The following is a 16,481-nucleotide window of genomic DNA, read 5'->3' as shown; positions in this document are numbered from 1 at the left end:
TGAATACAGGAGCGATTCGCTATGACAACCCGACGAGACTGGCAGTTACAGCAACTGGGCATTACCCAGTGGTCGCTGCGTCGCCCCGGCGCGTTGCAGGGAGAGATCGCGATTTCCATTCCTGCGCACGTCCGTCTGGTGATGGTCGGTGAAACACTGCCGCCGCTGACAGAACCTCTGGTCAGTGACATTCTGCGAGCCTTAACGCTGAGCCCCGATCAGGTATTGCAGGTGACGCCCGAACGCGTCGCGATGCTGCCGCAGGGCAGCCGCTGCAACAGCTGGCGACTGGGTACAGATGCGCCGCTGACGCTGGAAGGCGCGCAGATTGCAACGCCGGCATTTGATGAATTGCGGGTAAACCCAACGGCACGCGCCGCACTATGGCAACAAATCTGCACACATGAACACGATTTCTTCCCTCAGTCAGAGTGATTTACCCGCCGCGTTTCAGATTGAAAAGCGCGCCCATGCGTTTCCCTGGAGTGAGCACACGTTTGCCAGTAATCAGGGGGAGCGTTATCTCAACTATCAATTGACGGTAGAGGGGAGAATGGCGGCGTTTGCCATTACGCAGGTAGTGCTGGATGAAGCTACGCTGTTCAACATTGCCGTTGATCCCGATTTTCAGCGCCGGGGATTAGGGAAAGCGCTGCTGGAACATCTCATTGATGAATTAGAAAAACGCGGCGTCCTGACGCTGTGGCTGGAGGTTCGCGCTTCCAACGTTGCCGCCATCGCACTGTATGAAAGCTTAGGCTTCAACGAGGCAACGATTCGCCGCAATTATTATCCGACCGCTGACGGTCGTGAGGACGCCATCATAATGGCACTGCCAATCAGTATGTAAAAGAAGGTGTAATGATGAAGTGGGACTGGATTTTCTTTGATGCCGACGAAACGCTGTTCACGTTTGACTCGTTTACTGGCTTACAGCGGATGTTTCTCGACTACAGCATCACCTTTACCGCTGAGGATTTTCAGGACTACCAGGCCGTGAATAAACCGCTATGGGTGGATTATCAGAACGGCGCGATCACCTCATTACAGCTTCAGCATGCCCGCTTCCAGAGCTGGGCAGAACGGTTAAAGGTTGAGCCGGGCTCGCTTAACGATGCCTTTATGAACGCGATGGCCGAAATTTGCGCGCCGCTGCCAGGGGCCGTTTCGCTGCTCAATGCGATACGCGGCAAAGCCAAAATTGGCATTATTACCAACGGTTTCACCTCCTTACAGCAGATCCGCCTGGAGCGCACGGGACTACGCGACTATTTTGATTTGCTGGTCATTTCTGAAGAAGTGGGCGTGGCGAAGCCGGATCCGAAGATTTTTGATTACGCCCTGGCGCAGGCGGGCAATCCCGATCGTGATCGGGTGCTGATGGTTGGAGATACCGCCGCGTCCGATATTCTTGGCGGCATCAACGCCGGGCTTTCTACCTGCTGGCTGAATGCGCATCATCGCGAGCAGCCCGAAGGCATCGAGCCGACCTGGACCGTATCGTCATTACACGAACTGGAGCTGCTCCTGTGTAAACACTGATTGCCTCCCCCCCGCTGATGGGTAAAATAGCCGCAATTTTTCGTATTCAACATGCGCGGTGCGATGCCGCGTTTACTCAAGAAGAATGAACTATGACGTTGTCTCCTTATTTGCAGGAGGTGGCCAAGCGCCGCACTTTTGCCATTATTTCTCACCCGGATGCGGGTAAAACGACTATCACTGAGAAGGTGTTGCTGTTCGGACAGGCGATCCAGACTGCCGGTACGGTAAAAGGCCGTGGTTCCAGCCAGCATGCGAAATCAGACTGGATGGAAATGGAAAAGCAGCGTGGGATCTCCATTACCACCTCCGTGATGCAATTTCCGTATCACAACTGCCTGGTTAACCTGCTGGACACCCCGGGGCACGAAGACTTCTCCGAAGATACCTATCGTACCCTGACGGCAGTGGACTGCTGTCTGATGGTGATCGACGCCGCGAAAGGCGTCGAGGATCGTACCCGTAAGCTGATGGAAGTCACCCGTCTGCGCGATACGCCGATCCTGACTTTTATGAACAAACTCGACCGCGACATCCGTGACCCGATGGAGTTGCTGGACGAAGTTGAGAACGAGCTGAAAATCGGCTGTGCGCCGATCACCTGGCCGATTGGCTGCGGCAAGCTGTTCAAAGGGGTTTATCACCTCTATAAAGATGAAACCTATCTGTATCAGACGGGTAAAGGCCATACCATTCAGGAAGTGCGCATCGTTAAAGGTCTGGATAACCCGGATCTCGACGCGGCCGTTGGCGAGGATCTGGCGCAGCAGTTGCGTGACGAACTGGAACTGGTGAAGGGCGCCTCTAACGAGTTTGATAAAGCGCTGTTCCTGGCGGGCGAAATTACCCCGGTCTTCTTTGGTACCGCACTGGGTAACTTCGGCGTTGACCACATGCTGGATGGTCTGGTGGAGTGGGCGCCAGCGCCAATGCCACGCAAGACCGATACGCGCGTGGTGGAAGCGGAAGAAGAGAAGTTCACTGGCTTTGTCTTTAAAATTCAGGCCAACATGGATCCGAAACACCGTGACCGCGTGGCATTCATGCGCGTTGTTTCCGGCAAGTACGAAAAAGGCATGAAGATGCGTCAGGTCCGTATCGGCAAAGACGTGGTGATCTCTGACGCGCTGACCTTTATGGCCGGTGACCGTTCGCATGTAGAAGAGGCTTACCCGGGCGATATCCTCGGTCTGCACAACCACGGTACAATCCAGATTGGCGATACTTTCACCCAGGGTGAAATGATGAAGTTCACCGGTATACCGAACTTCGCGCCGGAACTGTTCCGTCGTATTCGCCTGAAAGATCCGCTGAAGCAGAAACAGTTGCTGAAGGGGCTGGTACAGCTTTCCGAAGAAGGTGCGGTACAGGTGTTCCGTCCGATCGCCAATAACGATCTGATTGTGGGCGCGGTCGGGGTACTGCAGTTCGACGTGGTTGTTGCCCGTCTGAAGAGCGAGTACAACGTTGAAGCCATTTATGAATCTGTCAACGTGGCGACGGCACGCTGGGTGGAATGTGCTGATGCGAAGAAATTCGAAGAGTTTAAGCGTAAGAATGAAGTTCAGCTGGCACTGGATGGCGGTGATAACCTGACCTACATCGCACCGACGATGGTGAACCTCAACCTGACGCAAGAGCGTTATCCAGACGTTCAGTTCCGTAAGACGCGCGAACACTAATTACCCCTTCAGGGCGCGGCTGTCGCTGCGCCCTGCGACTTTTCCAGCCTTATTATCCCCTTGCGGAATGTTCTTAAATCCCTCTGTTTTGCTTATGACTGCCTGTTTTTTATGCAATCCTACGCGCTTTTTCAAAATTGTGATCTATATTTAACAAAGTGATGACATAAACATTGGCTTTAAATACCGTTCAACTCGTGAATATAAGTAGTTAAAGCTAATGTCTGGTGTAGTCACGATATTAATAACTGACTCAGAGGGGCACCTGTCAGCGTATCATCATCACCTTTTCTGTTGCGTGATTGTGACCGCCGCCATTGACTTCTGAGCTGGGTGAATTTTTCACCACATTCAGCAATGCAACCTTATGTTGCCTGAGCTCAAATTATGAGCAAACCATACAGGAAAAAATCGATGACTATGACAAGACTGAAGATTTCTAAAACTCTGCTGGCCGTGATGTTGACCTCCTCTGTGGCAACGGGTTCTGCGTATGCAGAAAACACCACAATGGATAAAGCGCAATCCGGTGTAGAAAGCGCAGGGCAGAAAGTCGATAGCTCTATGAATAAAGTCGGTAATTTCATGGATGACAGCGCCATTACCGCCAAAGTGAAAGCGGCACTGGTGGATCATGAAAACATTAAGAGCACCGATATTTCCGTCAAAACCGAGCAGAAAGTCGTGACGCTGAGCGGCTTCGTCGAAAGCCAGGCGCAGGCGGAAGCGGCCGTGACCGTGGCGAAAGGTGTTGAAGGCGTAACCTCCGTCAGCGACAAACTCCACGTGCGCGACAGCAAATCAGACTCCGTGAAAGGCTATGCCGGCGATACGGCAACCACCAGTGAGATCAAAGCGAAACTGCTGGCGGATGACATCGTTCCTTCTCGCAAAGTGAAAGTAGAAACGACCGATGGTGTGGTCCAGCTTTCCGGCACCGTGGATTCCCAGGCGCAAATCGAGCGCGCTGAGAGCATCGCGAAAGCCGTTGATGGCGTAAAAAGCGTCAAAAACGATCTGAAAGCGCAGTAAGTCTTCGTTTTCTCCTCCGGCCCCGGTCGGAGGACGTCATGAGCACTAGCACTACACAAACAATAGCGTGAATGAGCAGCCTGAGCGCTCATATCAAGCGGTCGACATTAACTATGGTAAAGGAGAAGCGTATGTTTCGTTGGGGCATTATATTTCTGGTTATCGCGTTAATTGCCGCCGCTCTGGGATTTGGTGGACTGGCCGGTACGGCAGCGGGCGCGGCGAAAATTGTCTTCGTCGTCGGGATTATTCTCTTCCTGGTCAGCCTGTTTACAGGGCGTAAGCGGCCCTAGCGCGTAAGGCGTACAATGATTTTGCTGTCAAGCCAGTCCAGTGGACTGGCTTTTTCGGTTTTAGCCGCCGTCTATTTGCGTTATTTTGACACATTACGTAATAAGAAACAGGAAGGCAGAGGTGGGGCAGCGTATACCCGTCACGCTCGGCAATATTGCGCCGTTGTCATTAAGAAGGTTCAAACCGGGTCGCCTGGCGTTGGTCTGCGAGGGCGGCGGGCAGCGTGGCATCTTTACCGCAGGTGTACTGGACGAGTTCATGCGCGCGCAGTTTAATCCGTTCGATCTCTATTACGGCACCTCGGCGGGGGCGCAAAACCTGTCGGCCTATCTGTGCAACCAGCCCGGCTACGGGCGCAAAGTCATCATGCGCTATACCACCAGACGGGAATTCTTTGACCCGGTACGCTTCGTGCGCGGTGGGAATCTGATCGATCTCGACTGGCTGGTGGAATCTACGGCCAGTCAGATGCCGTTACAGATGGATACCGCCTCGCGCCTGTTCGAAACCGGGAAATCGTTTTACATGTGCGCCTGTCGGGGTGATGACTACACGCCCTACTATTTCTCTCCCAATACGCAAAACTGGCTCGATCTGATCCGGGCGTCCAGCGCGATCCCAGGGTTCTATCGTAGTGGCGTATCGCTGGAGGGGATCAATTACCTGGATGGTGGGATCAGCGATGCCATTCCGGTGCGTGAGGCCGTGAAGCAGGGGGCGAAAACGCTGGTGGTGATTCGAACGGTGCCTTCGCAAATGTATTACACCCCGCAGTGGTTCAAGCGGATGGAGCGCTGGCTGGGCGAAAGCAGCCTGCAGCCGCTGCTCAATCTGGTTCAACACCACGAAGCCAGCTATACGGAAATTCAGCGATTCATTGAAAAACCGCCGGGCAAGCTGAAGATCTTTGAAATCTACCCGCCGAAGCCGCTAAAAAGTATGGCGCTGGGAAGCCGGATTCCGGCATTGCGGGAAGATTATAAAACCGGGCGGCTGTGTGGGCGCTACTTCCTGGCGACCGTGGGAAAACTACTGGCAGCGGAACCGCCGTTATCACGCCATCTGCCGCAAATCGTCACGCCGACGCCAGTGGTGGTTCCACCAGCACCGGTGGCCAACGATACCCATGCGGCGGTGGTGAGCGATGCGCCGCAGGCTAACGATACGACATTCAGCAATGAGGATCTGGCGTGAGTTTTCGCTTTATCGATACCCACTGTCACTTTGATTTTCCGCCTTTTACCGGGGATGAAACCCACAGCCTGCAACTCGCGGGTGAGGCGGGCATTGAGAAGATCATCATTCCGGCCACCGCAGCGGAAAACTTTGCCCGCGTGCAGGCGCTGGCGGAACGCTTTTCCCGGTTGTATGCCGCGCTGGGGCTGCATCCCATCGTGATTGAGAAACATACCGATGAGGATCTTGCACGTCTGCAGCAGGCGCTGGCGACGCGCCCGACAAAAGTGATCGCCATTGGTGAGGTTGGCCTGGATCGGTATCGCGACGATCCGCAGTTCGCGAAGCAGGAACGGTTTCTGGAAGCCCAGTTGCGGTTAGCAAAACGCTACGATTTACCGGTGATCCTGCATTCCCGACGTACGCATGACACGCTGGCGATGCACCTTAAGCGCCAGGATTTGCCGCGTACCGGGGTGGTACATGGTTTTGCTGGCAGCCTGCAGCAGGCAGAACGTTTTGTGCAACTGGGCTACAAAATCGGGGTGGGCGGGACGATTACCTATCCGCGCGCCAGTAAAACCCGTGACGTGATGGCACGATTGCCGCTGGAGGCGCTGCTGCTGGAGACCGACGCGCCGGATATGCCGTTGAATGGTTTTCAGGGGCAGCCAAATCGTCCGGAACAGGCGGCGAGAGTGTTCGATGTGTTATGCGAACTGCGCCCGGAACCCGCAGAGGCGATCGCTGAGACGCTGTATCGCAATACGACAGCATTATTTACTCTAGAGATATAGTGCAGGGAAGATAAGCTCAGTCACGCCGCGTTCCCGTAATGCCTGCGCCAGCGTCTCCACCTCTTGTGGCGTCGCGCTCGGCCAGGATTTTGCCTCACCGTATACCCCGTGCGCATGAAAGGCATTCAGTCGTAGCGGGACATTTCCCAGTTGTCCGATGAATGCGGCGAGTGAATCAATGTGCTGCAGATAATCCACCTGCCCGGGGATGACCAGCAGGCGCAGTTCTGCCAGCTTTCCTCGCTGCGCCAACAGCGTAATACTGCGCTTGATCTGCGCGTTATCCCGACCGGTGAGTGCGATGTGGCGCTCACTATCCCAGGCTTTGAGATCGAGCATCACGCCATCGCAAACCGGTAGCAGTTTCTGCCAGCCGGTTTCGCTCAACAGCCCATTGCTGTCGACCAGACAAGTCAGCGACCGGAGCTGCGGGTCGGCCTTAATCGCCGTAAACAAATCCACAACGAAAGGCAACTGCGTCGTGGCTTCGCCGCCGCTGACGGTGACACCCTTAATGAACAATGATGCTTTGCGGATCTGGCGCAATACCTCGTCCACGCTCATTGTTTGCGCCATCGGCGTTGCCTGCTGCGGGCACATCTGCAAACAGGTATCACACTGTTTGCAGGCCTCGGCATGCCAGACAACATTCCCGTCACTGAAACTCAGCGCCTGGTGCGGGCACTGCGGAACGCATTCGCCGCAGTCGTTGCAGCGTCCCATGGTCCACGGGTTATGGCAATTCTTACAGCGCAGATTGCACCCTTGCAGAAAGAGGGCCAGACGACTGCCCGGCCCGTCCACGCAGGAGAACGGGATAACCTTACTGACTGAAGCGCATCTGCTGTTCATGACTGACGACACGAGGTTGGCGTTCCTGAATATGCGTATTGCGTGCGGCCTCTTCCCCCAGCCAGGTGGTATTGGTCCGCGAGCCTTCGGCGCGGTATTTTTCCAGATCCGACAGGCGCACCATGTACCCGGTAACGCGGACCAGATCGTTGCCGCTGACGTTGGCGGTAAACTCGCGCATTCCCGCTTTGAACGCGCCCAGACAGAGTTGCACCAGCGCCTGCGGGTTACGCTTGATGGTCTCATCGAGCGTCAGAATGTCGCTGATACCGGACTGATAATGCGCGTGGTGTGGTGCGACGGTTTGCAGGTGGGTGATCGGATCCGGTTCATCGCCATAGGGCAAACGTGCGCCCGGCGTAGTGCCAATATCTGAACTGATCCCCGACTGGGCATGCAGCATGGCGCGCTGCTGCCAGCCATATTTCACCGGCGTGTTTTCGACAAAATCCGCAAGCTGGGCGCTGATGCGATAGCCCAGATCGTTCGCCGTCTCATCTTTGCCGTAGCGCGCATTCATACCCGCTTTTTCGCACAACAGGTTAACCGCCTCCGCCAGGCCGTACATACCGAACATCGGCACAAAACGTTGTGGATCGATCAGACCTTCTTGCACCAGGAAGCTATTCTCAAAGAAATGTGATTTTTCATAGAGGAACTCACATCGCGCATCGATGATGGCAATTTGCTGCTGACAATAGTACGGCAGTGTGCGGTTAAAGAAGTCATAGACAGAAGTGCTGCGCTCGGCAATGGCTTTCAGATTGAGACGAACCAGCGTGCTGCCGCCACCGGCAAGCGGCAGAGAGTTGTAACAACTGACAATACCATAATGACCTTTTGTGAAAATTTTATCATTTGCCGGCCCATTGGAAATATGCGGCTTGCTGCATTCACAGATGTTTGTTGCCACTTCCAGCAGCAGATCATCGGGGGTGATTTCCGGGTCGTAGATGAACGTCAGATTAGGCGCAACCTGCTTTAACTCTGCGTCGGCGCGTAAAATAGCCCGGGTGATGGGGGTATCTGCCGGGCCAATGTTGGCGTGCATAAAAGCGTCAGGCAGCGTTCTGTCGAGATACCGCCAGAAACGTTTTATTCGAATATCGATCGCTTCTTGTGTTAGAATTTTCACATATGGTTGCAGCAGCGTATCCAGTTGCCCCAGGTAAACCGGCATCGATGTGACGGAAGGCACGTGGTGATACAGAATGGTCAAAAGAGACAGTGCATCGTCCAGATCTTTCGCCCCTTCCAGTTCCAGCCATGCTGAACCGTTGGCCAGAAAACGCGCGTAATCGGGAAGCACATAGCGCGGTTTATACGGTGCGTGACCTTCGAACATATCGCAGATAACCCCGTCGTCCAGCGCCTGGCGCGCCCCGGCGGGCAGTGAAGGGTAAGGCAGGTTGTTCTCTGCTTCCAGCGCGAGAAAATGACGTTTCTGTTCCGGACTGAGGAGTGAGCTGGTGACGATTTGTTGGCAACGTTGTTGCAGCGCGGTTTCATGGGTCGTAGGCATCGTAATTCCTTTATAGGCCGAAGATCATAACGTCATTGTAGAAAGATGTGCTGTCAGCACTTTGATCCTGATGCGCCTGAGTGGAGAAGAAATCGACAGAAAAGGACTATTTTTTGAAGTTGATCTCATTACAGTAATGCAAATTTGTACGTAGTTTTCATTAACTGTGATGTATATCGAAGTGTAACGGTGAGTCGATGTTAGAATACTAACAGACTCGCAAGGTGAGAATTTTATACGGCGACGCCGTTGGAGAATGTTATGAGCGATTTAACTGCAAGCAGCCTGCGCGCACTGAAACTGATGGACCTGACCACCCTGAATGACGACGACACCAATGAAAAAGTGATCGCCCTGTGTCATCAGGCGAAAACTCCGGTTGGCAACACGGCAGCAGTCTGCATCTATCCGCGTTTTATCCCGATTGCGCGTAAAACGCTGAAAGAGCAGGGCACCCCGGATATCCGTATTGCGACGGTGACTAACTTCCCGCATGGCAACGACGATATTGAGATCGCGCTGGCGGAAACCCGCGCGGCGATTGCTTACGGGGCGGATGAAGTGGACGTGGTCTTCCCGTACCGTGCGCTGATGGCTGGTAACGAGCAGGTCGGCTTCGATCTGGTGAAAGCCTGTAAAGATGCGTGCGCGGCGGCAAACGTGCTGCTGAAAGTGATCATCGAAACCGGTGAGCTGAAAGAAGAGCAGCTTATTCGTAAGGCCTCTGAAATCTCTATCAAAGCAGGTGCGGATTTCATTAAAACCTCTACCGGTAAGGTACCCGTAAACGCCACGCCGGAAAGCGCTCGCATCATGATGGAAGTGATCCGCCATATGGGCGTATCCAAAACTGTGGGCTTCAAACCTGCGGGCGGCGTGCGTACCGCCGAAGATGCTCAGCAGTTCCTGGCTATCGCTGATGAACTGTTCGGTGCGGACTGGGCGGATTCTCGTCACTATCGCTTTGGGGCATCCAGCCTGCTGGCAAGCCTGCTGAAAGCGCTGGGTCACGGCGATGGTAAGAGCGCAAGCAGCTACTAAATTTGAATTGCCCATCGTAGGCCGGATAAGGCGTTAGCCGCCATCCGGCATCAATACGACTCGCCGGGGAGCACATGGCTTACCCGGCCCTAATCGGGAGGTTATCGTGTTTCTCGCACAAGAAATTATTCGTAAAAAACGTGATGGTCATGCGTTGAGCGATGAAGAAATTCGTTTCTTTATCAATGGTATTCGTGACAATACCATCTCAGAAGGGCAGATCGCCGCCCTGGCGATGACCATTTTCTTCCACGATATGACGATGCCAGAACGCGTTTCGCTGACCATGGCAATGCGGGATTCAGGAACCGTCCTGGACTGGAAGAGCCTGAATCTGAACGGCCCGATCGTGGATAAACACTCCACCGGCGGTGTGGGCGACGTGACGTCGCTGATGCTCGGCCCAATGGTCGCGGCCTGTGGCGGCTACATTCCGATGATCTCGGGTCGCGGACTGGGTCATACCGGCGGTACGCTCGACAAACTGGAAGCTATTCCGGGCTTCGATATCTTCCCGGACGACAACCGTTTCCGCGAAATCATTAAGGACGTGGGTGTGGCGATCATCGGGCAAACCAGCTCGCTCGCACCGGCGGACAAACGTTTTTATGCCACCCGCGATATTACCGCAACGGTGGATTCCATTCCGCTTATCACCGGCTCCATTCTGGCGAAAAAACTGGCGGAAGGGCTGGATGCGCTGGTTATGGATGTGAAAGTCGGCAGCGGCGCGTTTATGCCGACCTATGAGCTCTCTGAAGCGCTGGCGGAAGCGATTGTGGGCGTGGCGAACGGTGCTGGCGTGCGCACCACCGCGCTGCTGACCGACATGAACCAGGTACTGGCGTCCAGCGCGGGTAACGCGGTGGAAGTACGCGAAGCGGTGCAGTTCCTGACCGGCGAATACCGCAACCCACGCCTGTTCGATGTGACGATGGCGCTGTGTGTTGAAATGCTGATCTCCGGCAATCTGGCGAAAGACGACGCTGACGCGCGGGCGAAATTGCAGGCGGTGCTGGATAACGGTAAAGCCGCTGAGATCTTTGGCCGGATGGTTGCCGCCCAGAAAGGCCCGACCGACTTCGTGGAGAACTACGCGAAATACCTGCCGACGGCAATGCTCAGTAAAGCGGTTTACGCTGATAGCGAAGGGTTCGTCAGCGCGATGGATACGCGTGCGCTGGGTATGGCGGTGGTGTCGATGGGCGGCGGTCGTCGCCAGGCGTCGGATACCATTGATTACAGCGTCGGCTTTACCGATATGGCGCGTCTTGGCGACAGCGTAGACGGGCAGCGTCCGCTGGCGGTGATCCACGCGAAAGATGAAGCCAGCTGGCAGGACGCGGCGAAAGCCGTCAAAGCGGCAATTATCCTTGACGATAAAGCGCCTGAAAGCACACCAACGGTCTATCGTCGTATCACCGAATAGCTATATACTGATCTGATCGCTTTTTTGCAGCGCAGATGAATGGAGAACAAGATGAAACGTGCATTTATTATGGTGCTGGACTCCTTTGGTATTGGTGCGACGGAAGACGCAGATCGCTTTGGCGACGTAGGTTCCGACACCATGGGGCATATCGCTGAAGCCTGTGCCAAAGGCGAGGCTGACAAAGGGCGTAAAGGCCCACTGAATCTGCCAAACCTGACCCGCCTGGGTCTGGTGAAAGCGCATGAAGGGTCTACCGGTAAAATCGCAGCCGGTATGGACGCTAACGCACAAGTGATTGGCGCATACGCCTGGGCGCATGAGCTCTCTTCCGGTAAAGATACGCCGTCTGGCCACTGGGAAATCGCCGGTGTGCCGGTTCTGTTTGACTGGGGTTATTTCAGCGACCACGAAAACAGTTTCCCGCAGGAACTGCTGGATAAACTGGTCAAACGTGCGAACCTGCCGGGCTATCTCGGTAACTGCCACTCTTCCGGTACGGTGATTCTGGACCAGTTGGGCGAAGAGCATATGAAAACCGGTAAACCGATTTTCTATACCTCCGCGGATTCCGTGTTCCAGATTGCCTGCCATGAAGAGACGTTTGGCCTGGATAAACTTTACGAGCTGTGCGAGATCGCCCGTGAAGAGCTGACCGAAGGCGGTTACAACATCGGTCGCGTCATCGCGCGTCCGTTCATTGGCGACAAAGCGGGTAACTTCCAGCGTACCGGCAACCGTCACGATCTGGCCGTTGAACCGCCAGCGCCGACCGTGTTGCAGAAACTGGTTGATGAGAAAGACGGCCATGTAGTTTCCGTCGGTAAAATCGCGGACATCTACGCCAACTGCGGCATCACTAAAAAAGTGAAAGCCACCGGCCTGGACGCGCTGTTTGACGCCACTATTAAAGAGATGAAAGAAGCGGGTGACAAGACGATTGTCTTCACTAACTTCGTTGACTTCGACTCCTCCTGGGGCCACCGCCGTGATATCGCCGGTTATGCGGCCGGTCTGGAATTGTTCGACCGCCGTCTGCCGGAGCTGATGGAGCTGGTGGGTGAAGATGACATTCTGATCCTGACCGCTGACCATGGCTGCGATCCGAGCTGGACCGGTACCGATCACACCCGTGAACACATTCCGGTGCTGGTGTACGGCCCGAAAGTAAAACCGGGCTCGTTAGGCCACCGCGAAACTTTTGCGGATATTGGTCAGACTCTCGCTTCGTACTTTGGCACGTCGCCAATGGAATACGGTAAAAACATGCTGTAATACCCGTTGTCTTTCGCGCTGTAGATGCGTTGACTTCATTCGCTCACCCCGGTCACATAGTTAATCTATGCTCCCGGGGATTCACGAATTCGTCGCCTTCCTACAACGCGAAATCCTTAGGGTATTTGAATACATTTTGTAGGCCTGATAAGGCATAGCCGCCATCAGGCAATAACAACGAAATAAGGATAAAAGATGGCAACTCCTCACATTAATGCAGAAATGGGTGATTTCGCTGACGTCGTTTTGATGCCGGGCGACCCGCTGCGCGCAAAACACATTGCGGAAACTTTCCTTGAAGATGTACGCGAAGTAAACAACGTTCGCGGCATGTTAGGTTTCACCGGGACTTACAAAGGCCGTAAGATCTCCGTCATGGGTCACGGTATGGGTATCCCGTCCTGCTCCATCTACACCAAAGAGCTGATCACTGATTTCGGCGTGAAGAAAATCATTCGCGTAGGGTCCTGTGGTGCTGTGCGTCCGGACGTAAAACTGCGTGACGTGGTAATTGGTATGGGTGCCTGCACCGATTCCAAAGTGAACCGCATTCGTTTCAAAGACCATGATTTTGCCGCGATTGCTGATTTCGGCATGGTACGTGACGCGGTTGACGCGGCAAAAGCACTGGGTGTGGACGCACGCGTTGGCAACCTGTTCTCTGCGGATCTGTTCTACTCTCCGGACGGCGAAATGTTCGACGTGATGGAAAAATACGGCATCCTGGGCGTGGAAATGGAAGCGGCGGGTATCTACGGCGTGGCGGCAGAATTTGGCGCGAAAGCACTGACTATCTGCACCGTGTCTGACCACATCCGTACGCACGAGCAGACGACGGCGGCTGAACGTCAAACCACGTTCAACGACATGATTAAAATCGCGCTGGAATCCGTTCTGCTGGGCGATAAAGCGTAAGACCTGGGTGCCGGGGGGAGGCTTCGCCTCACCCGGCCTACGGTTTTCCAGGCCCGCTGAGCAGTGCCAGCGGGCTTTTTATTAGCGCACCGCCTGTGCAATCCACGCTGACAATTCCCGCAACTCTTTTTCCTGCTCCGGAAAATCCCTCGTCAAAGATTCGCACTCCTGCTGTACGACACTGGCACGATACAGGCAGCCCTCAAGACGTGCGGCCAGCGCTTCTAGCGGTGCCGGATTGAGACTGTCCGTAAACACCTGCGCACGGGTGATATGCCCTTTCTCAACGTCAAAGTGCAGTTCGACGCCTCCCCAGGTAAAACGTTCATCCAGCAGATGCGAGAAGGCCGGTGCCTGCCCGAAGTTCCACTCCCAACTGCTCTGGCGGGCGAAGGTTTCGACAAAGTTCGGCAGATCGGGCGTGTTGTCCGGGGAGATCACCTCCGCTTCAACGCGTTCGCCGTAGTGGGCAAAAAAGGCCTCGGTTACCGCCGCACACACCTGATCATGGGTGATGCCTGGCAACAGTTCGGTGAGATTCGCCACGCGCGAGCGTACAGAGGTAATGCCTTTGGCCGCCAGTTTCTTTTTGTCTGGATTCAGGTAGTTTGCCAGTCGGCTGAGATCGGCGTTCAACAATAGTGTGCCGTGATGAAAACCGCGATCTTTGGTTTCGCGGTAGGCTGAGCCAGAAACCTTACGGTCGCCATCCGCCGTTTTCACCACCAAATCGTTACGTCCTGAAGCTTCAGCCGTCACGCCCAGTGCGTTAAGCGCATTCAGGACAATGGACGTCGAGATGGTCTTATCGTATTCCGGCTTCCCGGCCATAAAGGTGAAACAGGTATTGCCGAGATCGTGGAAGACCGCGCCACCGCCGCTGCTGCGGCGCGCCAGGCGCACGTTGTCCTCTTCCATCCGCCGCGTATTGCACTCTTTCCACGGGTTTTGCGCACGCCCAATGACGACCGTATCGGCATTGCGCCACAAAAACAGCACGCGCTGAGTGGCGGGCATCTGACGAAAAATACACTCTTCGACCGCCAGGTTAAACCAGGGGTCATAAGAGTCAGAAATAAGCAGGCGAAGTGTCGACATGTCAGTTTTCCTTTCCTGTAACGAATGACTCTTTTTTCTCGCTCTCTTCCTCTTCCGGCACCGACTTGTTGGCGGTGAGCAGGAAGGGCGATTGCTGCCAGCGGGTTCGTTTACCCTGCAGCAGAGTGCGGGTCAGCACTACGCCGATGGCCAGTGAAAGCAGCAGCATCAGGCGTAAAATGTTGGTGGTATTATCCACCTGCCGGGCTTCAGTGGCTAAGGTATGCGTATCCAGCGTCAGGCGCAGATAGCCCAGTGGGCCATTTTTCCCCTGGATGGGTTCTACAATCTGCTGGTTGAAGTAGCCGCCGGCTTTTTTACCGTCCAGCGCCAGACGGTCGCGCACATTTACGCTTTCGCCTGCGCGGGCAATCATATCGCCTTGTTCATCATAAACGCCGGCATCAAGTATGCGGCTTTCCTTCGTCAACTGCTGCAGAATGGTCTTGATGCGTTTTTCGTCAGGCGTTTCGGTACGCATCAGCGGCGCGATGTTCAGCGTGACCTGGTGCGCCAGCGTGCGCGCCAACTCTTCAAGCTGCGGATTACGCTGTCTCTGGTGATTTTGACTGAACCAGGAGGCGCCCTGCATGAGCGCAACAAGCAGTGCGAGACAGAACAATACAATCACTGCACGATGAAGTCGGAATTTCAGTTTTGCGCGAGCCATATTCCACCTGCTGAAAATTTGAGGCTTAATGTTGCCAGAAGCGATGGTTACAGGGTAGCCTCATGCGTTATTTTCCCCGTGAACCTTCCCGGCCCGAACGATTTTACAGGAGCTTTAATGCCTAACATTACCTGGTGCGATTTGCCTGAAGATGTCTCTTTATGGCCAGGTTTGCCCCTTTCTTTGAGTGGTGACGAGGTGATGCCACTGGATTACCACGCTGGACGTAGCGGCTGGCTGCTGTACGGACGCGGGCTGGATAAACAACGTCTCACTCAGTACCAGAGCAAACTGGGCGCGGCGATGGTGATTGTCGCGGCGTGGTGTGTCGAGGACTATCAGGTCATTCGCCTTGCCGGTTCGCTCACGCCTCGCGCGACGAAACTGGCGCATGATGCGCAATTAGACGTTGCGCCGTTGGGGAAAATCCCGCATTTGCGTACGCCTGGCCTGTTGGTGATGGACATGGACTCCACCGCGATTCAGATCGAGTGCATTGATGAGATCGCCAAACTGGCCGGTACCGGCGAAAGGGTCGCGGAAGTGACCGAACGGGCGATGCGCGGTGAACTCGACTTCACCGCCAGCCTGCGCAGTCGTGTGGCGACGCTGAAAGGCGCGGATGCCAATATTTTGCATCAGGTACGTGAAAGTCTGCCGCTGATGCCAGGCCTGACGCAACTGGTGCTGAAGCTGGAAACGCTGGGCTGGAAGGTGGCAATCGCCTCCGGCGGCTTTACCTTCTTTGCCGAGTATCTGCGTGAGAAACTGCGGCTAACGGCGGCAGTGGCGAATGAACTGGAGATCATGGACGGTAAATTTACCGGCAACGTGATTGGCGATATCGTCGATGCGCAGTATAAGGCCAAAACGCTGACCCGACTGGCGCAGGAATATGAAATCCCGATCGCGCAGACCGTGGCGATTGGCGATGGCGCCAACGATCTGCCGATGATCAAAACGGCGGGGCTGGGGATTGCGTACCATGCCAAGCCGAAAGTGAATGAAAAGACGGAGATTACTATCCGTCACGCTGACCTGATGGGGGTGTTCTGCATTCTCTCCGGCAGCATGAACCAGAAATAATTGAGATACCGGCTGGTATTAAGGTGTAGGCCGGGTAAGGCGCCGCCGCCATCCGGCACACAGGCGGTAC

General features: G+C 54.9%; 17 protein-coding genes. 13 read left to right on the top strand and 4 right to left on the bottom strand.

Annotated features, from left to right (window positions below):
- The first annotated feature begins 21 nt into the window (after positions 1-21).
- From HVZ37_RS18815 to HVZ37_RS18780, 8 genes are all read left to right on the top strand, one after another.
- On the top strand, positions 22-435 hold the full coding sequence (locus HVZ37_RS18815; protein ID WP_042999333.1) for a DNA polymerase III subunit psi: 414 nt from the start codon (positions 22-24) through the stop codon (positions 433-435).
- The gene (rimI, locus tag HVZ37_RS18810; protein ID WP_042322031.1) at positions 404-850 is read left to right on the top strand and encodes a ribosomal protein S18-alanine N-acetyltransferase; all 447 of its coding nucleotides are present in this window, start codon (positions 404-406) and stop codon (positions 848-850) included. The genes HVZ37_RS18815 and rimI overlap by 32 nt, the downstream gene beginning before the upstream one ends.
- Before the next feature lie 14 nt (positions 851-864).
- Complete coding sequence (gene yjjG, locus HVZ37_RS18805) at positions 865-1,542, top strand: pyrimidine 5'-nucleotidase (RefSeq protein ID WP_044264694.1); 678 nt, start codon at positions 865-867, stop codon at positions 1,540-1,542.
- A 92-nt stretch (positions 1,543-1,634) separates the two neighbouring features.
- Entirely contained in the window at positions 1,635-3,224 is a 1,590-nt protein-coding gene (gene prfC / locus HVZ37_RS18800) for a peptide chain release factor 3 (protein ID WP_044253949.1), read from the top strand.
- Between the two features lie 414 nt (positions 3,225-3,638).
- Positions 3,639-4,256, top strand: a complete 618-nt coding sequence (gene osmY, locus HVZ37_RS18795) for a molecular chaperone OsmY (protein WP_181627876.1) — start codon at positions 3,639-3,641, stop codon at positions 4,254-4,256.
- A gap of 131 nt (positions 4,257-4,387) precedes the next feature.
- Positions 4,388-4,549, top strand: a complete 162-nt coding sequence (locus tag HVZ37_RS18790; protein ID WP_003019081.1) for a DUF1328 family protein — start codon at positions 4,388-4,390, stop codon at positions 4,547-4,549.
- Positions 4,550-4,670: 121 nt separating this feature from the next.
- Positions 4,671-5,744 (top strand): patatin family protein, encoded by a 1,074-nt coding sequence (locus HVZ37_RS18785; protein ID WP_042999336.1) that lies wholly within the window; start codon positions 4,671-4,673, stop codon positions 5,742-5,744.
- On the top strand, positions 5,741-6,523 hold the full coding sequence (locus HVZ37_RS18780) for a metal-dependent hydrolase (RefSeq protein ID WP_181627875.1): 783 nt from the start codon (positions 5,741-5,743) through the stop codon (positions 6,521-6,523). The genes HVZ37_RS18785 and HVZ37_RS18780 overlap by 4 nt, the downstream gene beginning before the upstream one ends.
- Here the strand turns inward: HVZ37_RS18780 and HVZ37_RS18775 are convergent.
- Both HVZ37_RS18775 and HVZ37_RS18770 read right to left on the bottom strand, forming a co-directional pair.
- Positions 6,512-7,375 carry a YjjW family glycine radical enzyme activase gene (locus HVZ37_RS18775; RefSeq protein ID WP_181627874.1) on the bottom strand — a complete coding sequence of 288 codons (864 nt, stop codon included), beginning with the start codon at positions 7,373-7,375 and terminating at the stop codon, positions 6,512-6,514. The genes HVZ37_RS18780 and HVZ37_RS18775 overlap by 12 nt on opposite strands.
- Positions 7,347-8,897: a YjjI family glycine radical enzyme gene (locus tag HVZ37_RS18770; RefSeq protein ID WP_181627873.1), complete on the bottom strand. Its 1,551-nt coding sequence runs from the start codon at positions 8,895-8,897 to the stop codon at positions 7,347-7,349. Before HVZ37_RS18770 ends, HVZ37_RS18775 begins: the two co-directional genes overlap by 29 nt.
- A gap of 261 nt (positions 8,898-9,158) precedes the next feature.
- Between HVZ37_RS18770 and deoC the strand changes: the two genes are divergently transcribed.
- From deoC to deoD, 4 genes are all read left to right on the top strand, one after another.
- Positions 9,159-9,938, top strand: coding sequence for a deoxyribose-phosphate aldolase (gene deoC, locus HVZ37_RS18765; protein WP_181627872.1), 780 nt, complete (start codon positions 9,159-9,161; stop codon positions 9,936-9,938).
- A 106-nt stretch (positions 9,939-10,044) separates the two neighbouring features.
- Complete coding sequence (gene deoA, locus HVZ37_RS18760) at positions 10,045-11,367, top strand: thymidine phosphorylase (RefSeq protein WP_042999341.1); 1,323 nt, start codon at positions 10,045-10,047, stop codon at positions 11,365-11,367.
- Between the two features lie 51 nt (positions 11,368-11,418).
- Entirely contained in the window at positions 11,419-12,642 is a 1,224-nt protein-coding gene (gene deoB / locus HVZ37_RS18755) for a phosphopentomutase (RefSeq protein ID WP_042999342.1), read from the top strand.
- A gap of 195 nt (positions 12,643-12,837) precedes the next feature.
- A complete protein-coding gene (gene deoD, locus HVZ37_RS18750) occupies positions 12,838-13,557 on the top strand; it encodes a purine-nucleoside phosphorylase (protein ID WP_042999343.1) in 720 nt (239 codons plus the stop codon).
- 81 nt (positions 13,558-13,638) lie between these two features.
- On the opposite strand, the gene lplA is transcribed toward deoD, so the two are convergent.
- Positions 13,639-14,655, bottom strand: coding sequence for a lipoate--protein ligase LplA (gene lplA, locus HVZ37_RS18745; protein ID WP_104446022.1), 1,017 nt, complete (start codon positions 14,653-14,655; stop codon positions 13,639-13,641).
- A gap of 1 nt (position 14,656) precedes the next feature.
- Complete coding sequence (locus HVZ37_RS18740) at positions 14,657-15,325, bottom strand: YtjB family periplasmic protein (RefSeq protein ID WP_042999344.1); 669 nt, start codon at positions 15,323-15,325, stop codon at positions 14,657-14,659.
- Positions 15,326-15,442: 117 nt separating this feature from the next.
- On the opposite strand from HVZ37_RS18740, the gene serB reads away from it, so the two are divergent.
- The gene (gene serB, locus HVZ37_RS18735; RefSeq protein WP_042999345.1) at positions 15,443-16,411 is read left to right on the top strand and encodes a phosphoserine phosphatase; all 969 of its coding nucleotides are present in this window, start codon (positions 15,443-15,445) and stop codon (positions 16,409-16,411) included.
- Positions 16,412-16,481: the final 70 nt, after the last annotated feature.

It is taken from the genome of Citrobacter sp. RHB35-C17 (assembly GCF_013816795.1).
Taxonomy (GTDB): Bacteria; Pseudomonadota; Gammaproteobacteria; order Enterobacterales; family Enterobacteriaceae; genus Citrobacter_A; species Citrobacter_A amalonaticus.
This window is presented reverse-complemented; position numbering and strand designations above follow the sequence as displayed.